This is a genomic window from Kallipyga massiliensis ph2 (assembly GCF_000311985.1).
GTDB lineage: Bacteria > Bacillota > Clostridia > Tissierellales > Peptoniphilaceae > Kallipyga > Kallipyga massiliensis.
Genome location: NZ_HE978585.1, coordinates 803,088 through 817,938 on the forward strand (window position 1 = coordinate 803,088; position 14,851 = coordinate 817,938).

Below are 14,851 nucleotides of genomic sequence, written 5' to 3' on the forward strand. Positions count from 1 at the left end.
TGGTAAATGGAGACTGCGCCGGATCTACTGATTAAACCTACATAGAGGTCCGGAAAAATGGGCAAGGAAAGGAGGTAGGAGAGGATTCAAACCAAGGCCCAACATATATTCTAGTAAAAAGGTTTGCAGAAGAGTTTTTATTGTAGCCCACGGAAAGTACCTATTTCTATAATTTATGATCCCTTATCCGGGATGAGCAAAGGAGAATACCATGAGAGAAATTATAATGGGTGAATTTTTCGGTACGGCTTTACTATTACTGTTAGGTAATGGTGTCTGTGCATCAGTAAATGCGAAAAAATCGGGATTTGAAGGAGTCGGCGGCTTGACCATCATTATCGGCTGGGGCTTTGCTGTTATGATTCCGGCTTATATCTTTGGCGCCTATTCAGGAGCCCATTTCAACCCCGCTGTCACTTTAGCCCTCTGCATGACCGGTGCTGTTCCTTGGGAACAATTCCCTGTTTACGTCCTATCCCAAATGGCCGGTGCTATTGTCGGAGCCTTTACCGTCTTCCTCCTCTACCAGAAACACTTTGATTTGATGGAAGGACAAGCAGAAGGCATCCGCGGTTGCTTCTGCACAGCGCCCGGAGTTCCCTCCACTTTCCATAACTTCCTAAGTGAAGCGGTTGGTACCTATGTCCTGGTCTTTGCCATCCTCGGCATGGCCCAATATCCGCAGGCCGGCCCCAGTGGTGTTGATAAGTTCTTCCTCTATGGCATCATTGTTTCCATCGGCTGCTCCTTGGGTGGTCTGACCGGTTATGCGATTAACCCGGCCCGTGACCTTGGTCCTCGTATTGCCTATGCCCTTATGCCTTTAAAGCATAAGACTGATCCCAACTGGGGATATGGCTGGATTCCTGTCGTCGCCCCCATGGTCGGTGCCGCCGTTGCCGTCCTGATCTACAATTTCATTTTCGTTTAGTCATGTAGAGAACTCGTCGATTTTAGCCAAGTCTTATCATAAAAAAGAACCCGGCTTGACCGGGTTCTTTTTTTGTGGAAAAAATCCTAAAAAACTCTTATTTTTCTTATTATGGCTTGACAAGCCCGAGACTTTCGCTCATAATTGATAAAGAAAAGGATTTCCTGATAATTTCCATTGACATAAACAATAATCCGGCTTTGATATAGGTATTTCAAGAAAGTGAGGAAGGTATGGTCGAAAAAGAAATAACCATCAATAACAAAATGGGCTTGCAGTCAAGGGCGGCTTCTAATTTTGTCGCTACGGCCCAACATTTTGATTCAGATATTTACCTGGAAAAGAACCAGGTCATCTTTAATGGCAAGTCCATTATGTCCCTTCTTTCCATGTCCCTAAGTGGGGGAGAAAGCGTTTTAGTCCGCTGTGACGGCGAGGATGAGGAAGAGGCCTTGGGGGCCATTGAAGACTACCTGAACACGGGCATCCATAAACTATAGAGAGAATTTGAGGCAATATTTCTTCAAAACGGGGCTTCTCAGGCGATGTGAAATGCCGGAGTGCCCTCTTTTTTTTGCCTCCTCCTATGATAAAATAAGCTGATGAATCTAGAGAGGGGCATAGCAATGGAAATATTGGAAAAATTCAGGCAGCTCATCGTCACCTTCCGCTGGACCGACCTGGTTGACATCCTGGTGATCGCTGTCATCATCTACTATATGATTCTTTTTGTTCGGGAAACCCGGGCCCTCCAACTGATCAAGGGCTTTGCCGCCCTCTTGATCCTGGCTCAGATCTCTGAATGGTTTGATTTATACACCTTGAATTGGCTCCTGTCCAATATATTTACCGTTTCTATGGTATTAATTATTGTGGTTTTTCAGCCTGAACTCCGACGGGTTTTTGAACGCTTGGGCCGGTCCCGGCGCTGGCTTTCTTTTTTCATAAATACAGAAGAGTCGGAGAGTCTGGACCAGGTGGATGAAATTGTCCGTGCTTCCTCCTCCCTGGCTCGCCAAAAAATCGGCGCTCTGATGGTGATTGAAGGCCGGGTAGGTCTGTCCGACCTCCTGGAATCCGGGACAAGGATTGATGGCCAGGTTACCGCTGAGCTCCTGATCAATATCTTTATCCCTAATACCCCCCTCCATGATGGGGCGGTCATCATCCGCAACGACCGTGTCCGGGCCGCCGGTGTTTTCCTCCCCCTGACCCAAAACAATTCCTTGAGCAAGGAGCTGGGGACCCGCCACCGGGCTGCTTTGGGCATCTCCGAGAAATCGGATGCCCTGGTTGTGGTCGTTTCAGAGGAAACCGGCTTGATTTCTGTCTGTCAGGAAGGCGAGATTGCCCGCCGCCTGGATGAGGACAGTTTGCGGACCAGGCTTCAGGATTTCTTTACCAAGGATTCCACCATGATTAACATAGGTAATCTGATCGAAGAGAGGAGGGAGGCAAGTCATGAAGAAACTCAAGAATAACCTGAGCTTAAAAATCATCTCCCTTATCGCTGCCTTTTTTCTTTGGTCCTATGTGGTTGCCGGGGTCAACCCCACCCAGAAAATGACCGTTTCCAATATCCCCGTGAAAATCGTGAATAAGGAAAAGTTGGCCCAGAGGGATTTGGAAGTGATGACCATAGAGCCGGAAAAAACCTATGCCTCCCTGTCAGGAAAAAGGCAGGCCCTGGGGACCATCCGTCCTGAGGACATCCAGGCTTCTGTCGATGTCGAAGGTTTGCAGGAAGGCCTCCATTCCCTTCCCATCTCCTTCGACCTTCCCAACAACGTCCTTTTGAATCCGGACGCCACAGCTGGACGGGTCAACATCCAAATTGAAAAGATTATCGACCAATCCCTCCCGGTCCGGGTGGACACCACAGGAGAAGTCGAGGATAATTTTGTGGTGGAAAAAATTACCGCCAGCCCCAATAAAATCCCCTGTACCGGTGCTCGTTCCCGCATTGACAGGGTAAAGGGGCTTCGCGCCTTTATCGACATCTCCTCCCTCTCCGCCGACTCCACGATTTCCGCAAAAGTAGTCCCGGTGGATGAGGAGGGGCAAGAAGTGGAAGGGGTCGATCTTTCCCTGTCCGAGGTAAAAGTATCCATCCTCGTCAGCAAGCAGAAGCTTCTTCCAATTGAAGCGACGCTCGAAGGGAAAAGCCCGGAAGGCTACCGCATTGAAGAAGTAAAAGTGGACCCCCATGAGATTTTAGTGAAGGGCGTTCCCGACCTGATTGACCAATTGACCGGTCTGAAGAGCAAGCCCTTGGAGAGAGAAAAGATTACCCGATCCGGCCTCTATCCACTGAAGCCCGACCTTCCCGCAGGAATTAATCTAGTCGATGAAAACCAATCCATCTCAGCGGATATTACGGTAGAGACCAAGGAAACAAGAAGCCTGACCGTCCCCCTCGATAAGGTCACTTACCCGGGCTTGCCGGACAACTTAAAGGCAGAGACTCAGGAAAAGACCGTCCAGGTGACATTGGAGGGGTATCCCAAGGATTTGAACCAATTGGATGATCAAAGCTTGCCCCTGGTCATTCCTATCGCCTCCGCCAACCGCCTTACCGGCTCGACCAGCTTGAACCTGCCTGTCCAGCTGACCCTGCCCGGAGAGATCATGGTCAAAGACATCCAGCCCAAGACGGTCCAGGTCCACATCAAAAAGAAGTAAGGCAAACTCCATATCCCTAAACAAAAAAGATCCCCACCCTCCAATTGCTTGGAAGGTGGGGATCTTTCTTATCCCTTAAATGATTTTCAGGCTTCCCATAAATTCGCGGGACCGGATGATCAAGGTGATTTCCGGCTCAACCTGGTCCTTGAGTTCCTTGGCCGAATAATAATGCTTATCATTGACAATCACATGCCAGTCAGTCGGGAGCTGGAGGGTGAGGGTGGAAAAATTGACTTGGACATCCATATAAATCTCATTCTCCAGGGGCCACACATTCTTCAGATCCAGGGTGACATCAGAGAAGGAGGCTTCGACCTGGCCGCCGGAGAAGGTGTCTGACCGGTAGACCTTGGTATCGTTGATGAAGAGAAAGCGGTCATTCAGGACGTCCTTCTCCTCATAGAAATTAGGGCGTTTGGAATGGCCTTCGGCCTGACGGTTTTTCTCCGACTCGCCCTCTTCGGTTGGAGGGGTTTTCGTATAGGCTTGAGCCTGGCGGTTACGGAAGGCTTCTTTATCCTGGTGGTCCTCAACGATGATCTTGATTCCAAGAAGAACCAAGCCCGCAGCGAAGAGGATGAGGAAGGCGGAACCACGGATAAGACCCAAATTCTTTAATTGGATGAGGGCTCCGGATCCGATGATGACCGCGGAGACAACCCGGCTCCCCTTTTTGGTCGCCAGGCGGTAGGCCCCATAGATCACAAGGAGGATGGGCCAATAGAGGCCGATTAGGGCCCAAACATTCTGATTGACCAGCTGGCTCAGGAGAATGAGGAGGCCCAGGGTCAAAAGAAGTATACCGAATAGCATAGGCAGTCCTTTCTATTTCTCAAACGAACTTCGGTTCGTTTTCATTTCTTTATCGATTGTACTATAATGTAGGACTTTGTTCCTATTATGTATAGAAAAGAGCGACGAGACCCGCTCGGACAGGTGGGCCATAGGAATCTGTGATAAAATAATCTTGACGACAGAAGAGACTTTTTTCCGGCTTCGCCCCTTGTTCAAAGGCATAGACGGACTCCGGAAAAGACCAATATTATATTAAGGAGGTTTTATGGGCCATCCCGTTTTACGCTTTGCGCCTTCGCCCACCGGCTATCTCCATATCGGTGGTCTGAGGACCGCTTTGTTCAATTATTTATATGCCCGTCACCATGGCGGAATCTTTACCCTTCGGATCGAGGATACCGACCGGACCCGTTATGTGGAAGGGGCCTTGGAAAACCTGATCGACATCCTCCATTGGTCGGGCTTGGACTATGACCAGGGCCCCAAGATGGGGCAGGATGGCCGTGTGGTGGAAGAAGGGGACCGGGGACCCTACATCCAATCGGACCGGGTAGAGGCAGGGGTCTACAACCGCTATATCGACCAGCTCCTGGAAGAAGGAAAGGCCTACTACTGCTTCTGCTCCAAGGAGCGGATTGACCGGGTCAGGGAGGCCCAAAAGGAGGCCGGAGAGACCCCCCGCTACGATGGCCATTGCCGGAAGTACAGCCTGGAAGAAGCCCGGGCCAAGGTGGAAGCCGGGGAAGACTATGTTGTCCGTCTTAAGCTCCCTGAAAACCAGAAAATCACCTTCCATGATGCCATCAAAGGGGATATCACCATCAACACCGACGAGATGGATGACCAGGTATTGATCAAGTCCGACGGCTTCCCCACCTACCATTTTGCCGTCGTCGTCGATGACCACCTCATGGGGGTGACCCATGTGGTTCGTGGGGAGGAGTGGATTTCTTCCACCCCCAAGCACGTCTTCCTCTACCAGTCCCTGGGCTGGCAGGCTCCCGAATACGTCCACCTGCCGACGGTCCTGGGCAATGACCACAAGAAGCTGTCCAAGCGCCAGGGAGACGTGGCTGTGGAGCAGTTCCGGGACAAAGGCTACCTCCCCGAGGCCCTGATTAACTACATCGCCCTTTTAGGCTGGTCTCCGAAATCCAACCAGGAAGTCCTCTCCATGGAGGAACTGATCAAGGAATTCGACTTTGACCGGATTTCCAATACCGGAGCCATCTTCGATACCAAGAAACTGAATTGGTTTAACCAGGAGTACATCAAAAAGATGGCGCCCGAGGACTTGGTCGACCGGGTGGGGAAGAGCCTGAAGAAGGCCGGTTTGGTGGATGAGACCACCGACCCCGAAAAGATCGCCCTAACGGCAAAAACCTATGGGAACCGGATTGAATACTTCGACCAGGTTCCTGATATGACCCGTCATCTTTTCTGCTCTGCGGAGGACTTGGTTTATGAGGAGGATGCTGTGGAGGCCATTCGGTCGGAATCCGGACGGACTGTCCTCCCTCTCTTTGAAGACAAGGTCCGTCAGGCTTCGTCCTTCGACCGGGACTTTGCCGGATCCCTGGTCAAGTCCATCCAGACAGAAACCGGGATTAAGGGCAAGGACCTCTGGTGGCCGGTCCGGGCCAGCGTGGTGGGATCCACCTCGGGGCCTGATTTTACCAACACCCTCCTGATTCTAGGCAAGGAAGAAGTTCTGGACCGTTTGGACCGGGCCAAAACCCTGTGAAGGCGAGGATAAACGATGAAAATATATAATACGCTGACAAGAAAAAAAGAAGATTTTATCCCCCAGGAAGAGGGCAAGGTCAAGATGTATGTTTGTGGCCCCACGGTCTACGACTACATCCACATCGGCAATGCCCGCCCCCTGGTAGTTTTCGACACCTTCCACCGCTACCTGAAGTTCAAGGGCTATGATGTGGACTATGTCGTCAACTTCACCGACATTGACGATAAGATCATCAACCGGGCCAATGAGGAGGGGGTCCCCTTCACGGACATCACCGAAAAATACATCCAGGTCTTCATGGACCATGCCCATTCCCTCAACCTCCTGGAAGAGGAAACCAACCACCCCCGTTGCAGCCAGCACATTGACGAGATCATCGCCTTTGTTCAGGGGCTCATGGACAAGGGGGCGGCCTATGAGGCGGAGGATGCCGTCTATTTCGACGTCTCCTCCTATGGCCACTATGGAGAGCTGTCCGGGAAAAAAGTCGACGAGCTCCGGTCAGGAGCACGGATTTCCGTCAATGAGGCTAAGGAAGACCCTGTGGACTTCGCCCTCTGGAAAAAGCAGAAGGACCCCAATGAGCCCGCCTGGGATTCTCCCTGGGGGCCCGGCCGGCCGGGCTGGCACATTGAATGCTCGGTCATGTCCCAGTCTCTCCTGGGAACCACCCTGGATATCCATGCCGGTGGATCCGACCTGGAATTCCCCCACCATGAGAATGAGCGGGCCCAGTCCGAATCCCTCCATGACCAAACCTTTGCCAAGTACTGGATGCACAACGGGATGATCACCGTTTCCAACGCCCAGGGCCAGGCGGAAAAGATGTCCAAGTCCCTGGGGAACTTCTTCCGTCTGATCGATGTGGAGAAGGAATATGACCTCATCGTTGTCCGGATCTGGCTCCTGTCCACCCAATACCGGGCCCCCATCAACTTCTCTCGGGAGGTTATGGACCAGGCCCAAGCCAACTATAACCGCCTCATGAACGCCAAGCATGAGATGGAGCGCTACTTGGACCATGCACCCGAAAAGGAAATGACCGATGAGGAGAGGGCGATTACCGACCGGGTCAAGGGCTTGAGAGAGGACTTTGTCCGGGCCATGGACGACGACCTCAATACCGCCGATGGCCTGACTGCACTTTATGAGATCTCCAAAATCGGCAACGGCCAGCTGTCGGAAGCCAATGCCAAGGCAGCCGTTCAAGGAGTTCTGGATGTCTATCTGGAGCTCCTGGAGGTGATGGGGATTGCGGATAAAAGCAAAGAGGAAGTCCTGGACGAGGACATCGACCGCCTGATTCAAGAGAGGGAAGAAGCACGAAAGAACAAGGATTATGGCCGGGCGGATGAGATCCGAGACCTCCTCCAGGCCCAGGGCATTGTTCTGAAAGACACCTCCACCGGCGTGGTATGGGAGAGAAAATAACATGGAAGATTATATTTTTGGCCGCCGGCCGGTTATTGAGTACCTGAAATCCGGCCGCCAGCCGGAGAAGGTCTACCTGGCCAAGGGGGAGAAGAAGGGGTCCATCAACCAGATTATCCACCTGGTCAAGCAGACAGATGCGGTCATTGTGGAAGTGGACCGGGACAAGCTGGATGCTATGACCGGAGGACAGAACCACCAAGGGGTGGCCATCCTGGCTTCGGACTTCACCTATTCCAGCCTGGAGGACATCCTGGAGGCGGCCAAGGCGGCCGGTCATCCCCCTTTCCTGGTCATGCTGGATGAGATCACCGACCCCCACAACTTGGGGGCTATCATCCGGACGGCAGAATGCTGCGGGGTGGACGGGGTCATTATTCCCAAAAGACGGTCAGCTACCGTCAACTCCACGGTCCGGCGGACCTCCTCCGGGGCCACGGCCTACCAGAAAATCTGCAAGGTGACTAACATCAACCAGACCATAGACCGCTTAAAAGAAGAAAATATTTGGATTTATGGGGCGGCCGGGGAGGCTAAGCAATCCCTCTGGTCCACGGACTTTTCCGGGGGCTGCTGCCTGGTCATCGGTAACGAAGGGGAGGGCCTGGCCCGTCTGACCCGGGACAAGTGTGACGTCCTGGTTTCCATCCCCATGGTGGGGAAGATCGACTCTCTGAATGCCTCAGCTTCGGCTGCTGTCCTCATGTATGAGGTCCTCCGGGGGAGGATTCGAGAAAAGTAGAGGTGGTAAAGGATGAATCCAACGGCTTATAAGGAAATCAGTTCGGAATGGCAGGCGCCTTTCTTTGTAGTGGAGCGGGAACCCATCCTGGTCCGCCTTTCCGTCAATGCGAAAGGCCTTGATTCTCTTGACCTGCCCGGGGTTTATATTGCCGTGGATGGTTTTTTCCGCCTCCTCCGCGATGTCGATGTAACCTCCTACCGACAGACCATGGGCCGGGAGGGTCTGGTCTTTTTCGTGGAAGTCAACGATTCCCGGTCGGCCATCCGGGCCTATCTGAGCAATTTGAAGCGCTATCATTTCCTGGGTCCGGCCTGGAACTTCACCATCATCGAAGGGACACGCCTGACAGCCATCACCGGGGATCCCGGCCGGTCTCGCCCCCTGACCGGGGGAGAGTTGGAAGACTTGGCCATGACCCATCTTTCCATGGGTTCCCGCCCTCTCCGCTTCTCCCGCTATTTCCTTTATTCGGCCCTGGCCCCCTTCACCAGGAAGAGGGGGTATGGGACCTGCCTATTGGACCGGGAGGATGCCAAGGGGAGGGAGAACTTCTCTATGGTCCTGCGGGGCCTGGACATCCTCCGTCGGGCCTACCAGTCCATCGACTTTTCCGGCATGACCTCCCTGGCCGACCTTCGCTCCCGCGGAAAGGTCCTCCAGAAGGCCCTCTCCGATATGACGGATCATCCTGGCTTTATGAAGGGGATCCTCTTTCAGAGCCTTATCTTAGCTTCCGTCTACGAACAAAAGACCCCTTTTTCTGAGATTCCTGCTAGGATCCGGGACCTCTGCCAGGGCTTGGACCGGGATTTCGACCTGGATGTCCGGTCACCGGGGGTGGAGGCTTACCGTCTTTACGGTGTGGGGGGGATCCGGACCCTAGCCATGGAAGGCTTCCGCCCCATCATCGACCAGGTCCTGCCCATGGTGGAAATCCGTAGGAACCTGGATGACCTCTCCCTCTTCCTCATGTCCAACACCGTCGATACAACCACCCTGGCGGACCTCTCCATGCCGGACTATATTGACCTCCAGGATATGGCCCGCCGGGCCCTCTATCCCGGGGATACCGACCGGACGGCCCTGGATGACCTCTTCTACCAGAGGGGTCTGGTCACCAACGGGATCCGGGACCTTATGATGACCACCCAGCTCCTGGCCCTGATCAAGAAAGAAGAAGAGGAGTAGACCGGCTCATCCGGCCCCAGCGATAAAGGAGAATTTCTTATGAATCCTGACCAAGCAAACAAGCCTGACCAAAGCCTCAGCAGGGAGCTTCTGGACTTTATCCGGAAGTCATCCTCCATGTTCCATGCCGTAGATACCATCCAGACCGCCTTCAAGGAGGCCGGCTTCCAGGAAGTCAAGGAAGGTGAAGAGTGGAAACTTGAATTGGGGAAGACCTATTACTTGAACCGCAACGGTTCTTCCGTCCTTGCCTTCCGCCTGCCGGAAGTCATGGACGTCCCCCACTTCCAAATCGCTGCTTCCCACACAGATTCGCCCACCTTCAAACTGAAATCCAAGCCCATCCTGGAAGGCCCGGACGGCTACCTTCGTTTGGATGTGGAAGGCTACGGCGGCATGATCGATTCCACCTGGTTTGACCGCCCCCTGACCCTGGCCGGACGTTGCCTGGTGGAGACTCAAGAGGGGGTGGAGAGTCGACTTGTCTATATTGACAAGGACCTCCTGGTCATCCCCAACGCCCCCATCCACTTCAACCGCCAGGTGAACAAAGGCTATGAATTCAACCACCAGCGGGACCTCATCCCCGTCTTTTCTGCCGGTGCCTGCAAGGCTGAGGACTTTTATGCCATGCTGGGCCAAAGCCTGGGCGTAACGCCGGACAAGATCCTGGCCACCGACCTCTTCCTGGTCAACCGGGCCCAACCCGCTCTCCTGGGCTGGAAAGAGGAGATGGTGGGCTCGCCCAAACTGGATAACCTCCAATGTGCCTTCGCTTCAATGAAGGCTTTTATCGGGGCTAAGAATTCCGGGGCCATCAACGTCTATGCTTCCTTTGATAATGAGGAGGTGGGTTCCTTGACGAAGCAGGGGGCCATGTCCACCTTCCTGAAAGACAGCCTTCGCCGGATCATCTTGGCTCTGGGTCTGGGGGAGGCCGACTACCAGATGGCCCTGGCCAAGTCCTTCCTGGTTTCCTGTGACAACGCCCACGCACTCCATCCCAACAGGGCGGACCTCTATGATCCCATCAACCGGGTCTATATGAATAAGGGCATCGTCATCAAGGAAAATGCCGCCCAATCCTACACCACCGACGCCTTCTCCCAGGCCGTTTTCAAGAAGATCTGCCAGCAGGCCGGCGTCCCGGTCCAAAACTTCGCCAACCGGTCCGACCTACCCGGCGGGGGAACCCTGGGCAACATCTCCAATGTCCAAGTTTCCCTCCACAGCGTGGATATCGGTCTTGCCCAGCTGGCCATGCACTCCGCTTACGAAACCGGCGGCATCAAGGACACCGCCTACATGATCCGGGCCTTGGAGGAGTTCTACTCCACCGTGATCCGGATCCAAGGCGCCCAATCCGCAAGCTTCGATCGCTAGATCAAGACAAAGAAAAACCGCTTGGAAGCTATACTTCCAAGCGGTTTTTTTGATCCACCCTCACGGACTCGAACCGTGGACACCCTGATTAAGAGTCAGGTGCTCTACCAACTGAGCTAAGGGTGGGCAGAAAAAAAGCTGTCTGCCGGGATTGAACCGGCGACCTCAGCCTTACCATGGCTGCGCTCTACCTGCTGAGCTAAGACAGCATGCACGCCTCATGAAGACCTTTCCTAAAGGAGGTGTTCAGTGAGTAACAAAATCATTATAGGGAAGAAAGCGACTAACGTCAAGCAAATTTTCAAAAAACTTGTCCTTTCTTTTTCCTTCCTGCGATGAGGCTGCATGTGACCGGGTTTTGGAGCATGGTCTTTTTTTGGAAGACTGTATTCTCGCCTTTTTTTCCTTTTGATATAATAGAATGGTGCCTGCATATCACCTGCATAATCGAAGGTTTAGTGTTAGAATAATAACGATACTATGTAGAAAGGGGGAAGCCTATGGCAAAAGAAGCGATTCAAGAAGTTCTTCAGGCTGAGGACCGGGCAAAGGAGATCATCAACCAGGCCCGGGAAACCGCCCGAAAGATAGGAGGAGACTTGGCTGAGGAAAATTTGGAAACAGAAAAAAGAATTCGCCAGGAAGCCAAGGACAAGGCCCAGGCCTTTTATGAGGCGGTTGAAAAAGAAGCCCGGAAGGAAGCGGAGCCGATGTTGGCCAAAGCCAGGGAAGAGGCGGAGGCTTGGAAAGGACTGCGAGACCAGGACCTGAAAAAGGCCGTCGACCGGATCAAAGAAGAGGTGGTGAATTATGGCAATCGTTGATATGACGGAGTTCCGTCTCACCTTGTTTGCCAAAGATCGAGACCGCCTTCTTGAACGGATCCAGGATTTTGACCAGGTACATATCCGGCCTCTGGATAAACAGACAGAGGAGGAGTGGGCGGGGCGGATTCGTTCCGCAGACACCGGAAAGTCGGTCACGGCGGTGAATGAGGCGATGGGCCGGGCCCAGGAGGCCCTGGACATCCTCTCCGCCTATGAGGTCAAAGAGAAGGGATTCAAGGAAAAACTCTCCAACCGCCTGCCCAGCTTATCTATGGAAGAAAGCAAGACCCTGGTGGAAGGGGAAGGGGCCCTTACGGCCATTGAAGAAACCCTCCGCCTCCAGGAGGCCATCCGCCATTCTCATGAGAGGATGGACCAACTGAGAGAGGAGCGAAAACAGCTGGATCGGTGGAAGGCACTGGACCTTCCCTTGGGGGATTTGAAAAAGCCCAAGCGGGTCCAAGTCACCCTGGGTACCCTGCCTTCCCGGTGGATGGATGAGGCGAGGAAATTCCTGGCCTCCCACGCCCAAAGAACCTATATGGAATTTCTCTCCGCTGATGATAAAACCGCCTATGTCATGGTGATCAGCGACGGAAGCGATGCCGACCTGGACAGTTTTTTCCGGGATATCAACTTCACCCCCGTCCATTTTGAGGGGGAAGAGACCGTCCAGGCCATGATCCAAGAGAGGGAAGCCGGCTTGGCGGAAGAAAAGAAGAATATTGCCCAGGTGGAAGTGGAGCTGAAGAAGCTGGCTCGGGAAAAGAAAACCGCCATCCAGGCCTACTATGAGCTCCAGTCCTATAAAGAGGACCGGCTGGAGGCGGAAGGTAAGACTCTGGAAACGGAAAAAATCACCTTCCTGGAAGGCTTTGTCCCGACTGATCGGGCCAAGGAATTTGAGAACCTGGTTACGGATGAACTCCCTGACGGGCGTTTTGAACTGGAGACTAGGGAAGCGGATCGGGACGACCCCGATGTCCCCATCCTCCTCCACAACAACGGATTGGTGGCCCCCTTCGAGAACCTGGTGGAAACCTATTCCATGCCCCTATATAAGGAAATGGACCCCACGGGCCTCCTGGCCCCATGGTATATGCTCTTTTTTGGCCTCATGATGGGCGACGCGGGCTATGGTGCACTGATGCTCCTGGCCACCAGCTTTGCCCTCCATTATTTTGACTTCAAGCCAAGCACGGCCCGGTCCATCCGCTTTTTCCAGATCCTTTCCGTCCCAACGATCCTGGCAGGACTGGCTTTCGGCTCCATCTTCGGAGGCCTCATCCCCATGGATCCCCTGATCATCAACCCCCAGGTGGAAATCATGCCCATGATCATCTTCTCCGTCATCCTGGGCATTGCCTGTATCTTCATTGCCCTGGGTTTGGGCGCGGTCCAAAGCGTTCGGGAAGGGGACCCGGCAGGGGCCATCTGGGACTACATCTCCTGGTACTTCCTCATCGGAGGCCTGATCGTCGGCGGCTTGTCCAAAGCCTTCCAGTGGAACTCCATGGTTAGTTCAGTGGCCTTTATCCTGGCCATCATTGGCGCCCTCCTGATTATTTTCTTATCCGCCCGAGATGAGAAGTCCGCAGGAGCCCGGATTGCCTGGGGGGCCTATAACCTCTATGGAGCGACCGGCTATATCGGCGACTTCGCCTCCTTTACCCGGGTGACCGCCCTCATGCTCTCCGGTGCCTACATCGGCTTCTCCTTCAACCTGATCGGCCGGATGATCATGGGTATTGTCGGTTCGGATGCTTCGGTTTGGGAAGCCCTGGGACAAGGTCAGGTGAACATCTTCATGTTCATCATTGCCATGGTCCTCCTGGTCTTCCTCCACCTCTTTAACCTTTTTCTCAGTGCTCTTTCCGCATATGTTCACTCCATGCGGTTAATTTACGTTGAATATTTTGGCAAATTCTATCAGGGCGGGGGGAAACGCTTCAAGAAGCTCCGTCCCGAAGGCAAATACTTGGACATCAAATAGGAGTGTCCATAAAGAAAGGAAAACAAACATGGTAGATTTCTTTGTACAAAACGGTGGAATTCTTTTCGCAGTCTTAGGGGCCATCCTGGCCGCCGCTCTTTCCGGAGTCGGTTCGGCTCGGGGCGTTGGCCATGTGGGTCAGGGCGCTGCCGCCATCGTCATCGACGATCCGGCCAAATTCGGACAGTCCCTCATCCTCCAGCTCCTCCCGGGAACCCAGGGTCTTTATGGAATGATTATTGCCATTATTGTTATGGTCACCAAGTTTGACATGGCCCTTCCCCTCCAGGAAGGTGTCCGGGTCTTCCTCTCCTGCCTCCCCATCGCCATCGTCGGCTATGCTTCTGCCATTCACCAGGGCAACGTCGCCTATGCCGGCTTGGAGATTTTAGCTAAGAATGAAAGCCAATCCATGAAGGGCGTCATCTACGCGGTCATGGTTGAGACCTACGCCATCTTGGCCTTCATCATTTCTTTGATCTTCATTTTCGCCGCTTAGTCCTCTATTGAGGCAGATGCTCAAAGACAGGGACCGAAACCGATCGGGTTTCCGACCAAGTCTTCAAAGGAGGATTTATGTCAAATTTAAAGAATATCGTCAATAGCATCATCGAGGATGCCAACCAGGAGGCCAACCGGATCATCGAAGATGCCCGGACCAAGGCCCAGGCGGAAAAACAGGAATGCATGGACCGACTGACCCGGGAAAACCAGGCCTTTGATGCCCGCAAGCCCGTTTTGGAAGCCCAGATCCGGGACCGGGTTCAAACCGGCGCCGAAAGAGAGGCCAGGAACCTGGTCCTCACCGCCAAGCAGGAGGCCGTCGACCGTGCCTTTAACCTGGCCAAGGAAGAATTGACCAAGATGGGCGGGGTTCAATACAAGAAGGTTTTGGATCGCTTTCTGAAGAAGGTAACCAAGAGTCCGGACCTGGTTGTTGAGATTCCTAAAAACAGGAACTACGAATCCAGTGAATTTACTGTCATTAAAGTGGATGACCTCCGGTCCGGTTTCCGGATCAACCGTGGGGGAATCCGGGAGAATTTTGACTTTGATCAAGTGGTTGATGGCCTGCGATCCAGCCTGGATACCGAAGTGGTTCAGCTGATTGCAGAAAGGTAGGTGG

At 53.4% G+C, this 14,851-nt stretch carries 14 protein-coding genes and 2 tRNA genes; 13 read left to right on the forward strand and 3 right to left on the reverse strand.

The genetic code is table 11. The features are described 5' to 3' along the window. Nucleotides 1-211 precede the first annotated feature (211 nt). From HGKM_RS03560 to HGKM_RS03575, 4 genes are all read left to right on the forward strand, one after another. On the forward strand, nt 212-931 hold the full coding sequence (locus HGKM_RS03560) for an MIP/aquaporin family protein (protein ID WP_034578937.1): 720 nt from the start codon (nt 212-214) through the stop codon (nt 929-931). Nucleotides 932-1,164: 233 nt separating this feature from the next. After that, nucleotides 1,165-1,431 carry an HPr family phosphocarrier protein gene (locus HGKM_RS03565; RefSeq protein ID WP_019133978.1) on the forward strand — a complete coding sequence of 89 codons (267 nt, stop codon included), beginning with the start codon at nt 1,165-1,167 and terminating at the stop codon, nt 1,429-1,431. 126 nt (nt 1,432-1,557) lie between these two features. Beyond that, the gene (gene cdaA, locus HGKM_RS03570; protein WP_019133979.1) at nt 1,558-2,412 is read left to right on the forward strand and encodes a diadenylate cyclase CdaA; all 855 of its coding nucleotides are present in this window, start codon (nt 1,558-1,560) and stop codon (nt 2,410-2,412) included. Then, on the forward strand, nt 2,393-3,613 hold the full coding sequence (locus tag HGKM_RS03575; RefSeq protein ID WP_019133980.1) for a CdaR family protein: 1,221 nt from the start codon (nt 2,393-2,395) through the stop codon (nt 3,611-3,613). The genes cdaA and HGKM_RS03575 overlap by 20 nt, the downstream gene beginning before the upstream one ends. A 75-nt stretch (nt 3,614-3,688) precedes the next feature. Here the strand turns inward: HGKM_RS03575 and HGKM_RS03580 are convergent, their stop codons facing one another. Further along, nucleotides 3,689-4,429, reverse strand: a complete 741-nt coding sequence (locus tag HGKM_RS03580) for a LiaF transmembrane domain-containing protein (protein WP_154645913.1) — start codon at nt 4,427-4,429, stop codon at nt 3,689-3,691. 247 nt (nt 4,430-4,676) lie between these two features. Between HGKM_RS03580 and gltX the strand changes: the two genes are divergently transcribed. Genes gltX through HGKM_RS03605 form a run of 5 tightly spaced genes read left to right on the forward strand, consistent with a single transcriptional unit; the run spans nt 4,677 to nt 10,905 of the window. Further along, entirely contained in the window at nt 4,677-6,155 is a 1,479-nt protein-coding gene (gene gltX, locus HGKM_RS03585) for a glutamate--tRNA ligase (RefSeq protein ID WP_019133982.1), read from the forward strand. 15 nt (nt 6,156-6,170) lie between these two features. Beyond that, nucleotides 6,171-7,589, forward strand: a complete 1,419-nt coding sequence (gene cysS / locus HGKM_RS03590) for a cysteine--tRNA ligase (RefSeq protein WP_019133983.1) — start codon at nt 6,171-6,173, stop codon at nt 7,587-7,589. A 1-nt stretch (nt 7,590) separates the two neighbouring features. Next, on the forward strand, nt 7,591-8,331 hold the full coding sequence (gene rlmB, locus HGKM_RS03595) for a 23S rRNA (guanosine(2251)-2'-O)-methyltransferase RlmB (RefSeq protein WP_019133984.1): 741 nt from the start codon (nt 7,591-7,593) through the stop codon (nt 8,329-8,331). Between the two features lie 12 nt (nt 8,332-8,343). Continuing rightward, nucleotides 8,344-9,522, forward strand: a complete 1,179-nt coding sequence (locus tag HGKM_RS03600; RefSeq protein ID WP_081585111.1) for a triphosphoribosyl-dephospho-CoA synthase — start codon at nt 8,344-8,346, stop codon at nt 9,520-9,522. A 39-nt stretch (nt 9,523-9,561) separates the two neighbouring features. Next, complete coding sequence (locus HGKM_RS03605) at nt 9,562-10,905, forward strand: M18 family aminopeptidase (RefSeq protein WP_019133986.1); 1,344 nt, start codon at nt 9,562-9,564, stop codon at nt 10,903-10,905. Between the two features lie 53 nt (nt 10,906-10,958). On the opposite strand, the gene HGKM_RS03610 is transcribed toward HGKM_RS03605, so the two are convergent. Both HGKM_RS03610 and HGKM_RS03615 read right to left on the reverse strand, forming a co-directional pair. Continuing rightward, a tRNA-Lys gene (locus HGKM_RS03610) sits at nt 10,959-11,031 on the reverse strand. A gap of 10 nt (nt 11,032-11,041) precedes the next feature. Continuing rightward, nucleotides 11,042-11,114 (reverse strand) — tRNA-Thr (locus HGKM_RS03615). A 291-nt stretch (nt 11,115-11,405) separates the two neighbouring features. Here HGKM_RS03615 and HGKM_RS03620 point away from each other — a divergent pair. The 4 genes from HGKM_RS03620 to HGKM_RS03635 all read left to right on the forward strand — a co-directional run bounded on the left by HGKM_RS03620 (nt 11,406) and on the right by HGKM_RS03635 (nt 14,847). Beyond that, complete coding sequence (locus HGKM_RS03620) at nt 11,406-11,729, forward strand: hypothetical protein (protein ID WP_019133988.1); 324 nt, start codon at nt 11,406-11,408, stop codon at nt 11,727-11,729. Next, nucleotides 11,716-13,725 carry a V-type ATP synthase subunit I gene (locus HGKM_RS03625; protein WP_019133989.1) on the forward strand — a complete coding sequence of 670 codons (2,010 nt, stop codon included), beginning with the start codon at nt 11,716-11,718 and terminating at the stop codon, nt 13,723-13,725. Before HGKM_RS03620 ends, HGKM_RS03625 begins: the two co-directional genes overlap by 14 nt. Nucleotides 13,726-13,753: 28 nt before the next feature. Continuing rightward, nucleotides 13,754-14,224 carry a V-type ATP synthase subunit K gene (locus HGKM_RS03630; RefSeq protein WP_019133990.1) on the forward strand — a complete coding sequence of 157 codons (471 nt, stop codon included), beginning with the start codon at nt 13,754-13,756 and terminating at the stop codon, nt 14,222-14,224. Nucleotides 14,225-14,301: 77 nt separating this feature from the next. Then, nucleotides 14,302-14,847, forward strand: a complete 546-nt coding sequence (locus HGKM_RS03635) for a V-type ATP synthase subunit E (protein WP_019133991.1) — start codon at nt 14,302-14,304, stop codon at nt 14,845-14,847. Nucleotides 14,848-14,851: the final 4 nt, after the last annotated feature.

Bases quoted from the DNA above. Each gene is read 5' to 3' on its own strand.
- rlmB (WP_019133984.1), top strand. From the start codon at position 7,591: ATGGAAGATTATATTTTTGGCCGCCGGCCGGTTATTGAGTACCTGAAA.
- HGKM_RS03630 (WP_019133990.1), top strand. From the start codon at position 13,754: ATGGTAGATTTCTTTGTACAAAACGGTGGAATTCTTTTCGCAGTCTTA.
- HGKM_RS03575 (WP_019133980.1), top strand. From the start codon at position 2,393: ATGAAGAAACTCAAGAATAACCTGAGCTTAAAAATCATCTCCCTTATC.
- HGKM_RS03580 (WP_154645913.1), bottom strand. From the start codon at position 4,429: ATGCTATTCGGTATACTTCTTTTGACCCTGGGCCTCCTCATTCTCCTG.
- HGKM_RS03560 (WP_034578937.1), top strand. From the start codon at position 212: ATGAGAGAAATTATAATGGGTGAATTTTTCGGTACGGCTTTACTATTA.
- HGKM_RS03625 (WP_019133989.1), top strand. From the start codon at position 11,716: ATGGCAATCGTTGATATGACGGAGTTCCGTCTCACCTTGTTTGCCAAA.
- HGKM_RS03635 (WP_019133991.1), top strand. From the start codon at position 14,302: ATGTCAAATTTAAAGAATATCGTCAATAGCATCATCGAGGATGCCAAC.
- cysS (WP_019133983.1), top strand. From the start codon at position 6,171: ATGAAAATATATAATACGCTGACAAGAAAAAAAGAAGATTTTATCCCC.
- HGKM_RS03600 (WP_081585111.1), top strand. From the start codon at position 8,344: ATGAATCCAACGGCTTATAAGGAAATCAGTTCGGAATGGCAGGCGCCT.
- HGKM_RS03620 (WP_019133988.1), top strand. From the start codon at position 11,406: ATGGCAAAAGAAGCGATTCAAGAAGTTCTTCAGGCTGAGGACCGGGCA.
- HGKM_RS03605 (WP_019133986.1), top strand. From the start codon at position 9,562: ATGAATCCTGACCAAGCAAACAAGCCTGACCAAAGCCTCAGCAGGGAG.
- HGKM_RS03565 (WP_019133978.1), top strand. From the start codon at position 1,165: ATGGTCGAAAAAGAAATAACCATCAATAACAAAATGGGCTTGCAGTCA.
- cdaA (WP_019133979.1), top strand. From the start codon at position 1,558: ATGGAAATATTGGAAAAATTCAGGCAGCTCATCGTCACCTTCCGCTGG.
- gltX (WP_019133982.1), top strand. From the start codon at position 4,677: ATGGGCCATCCCGTTTTACGCTTTGCGCCTTCGCCCACCGGCTATCTC.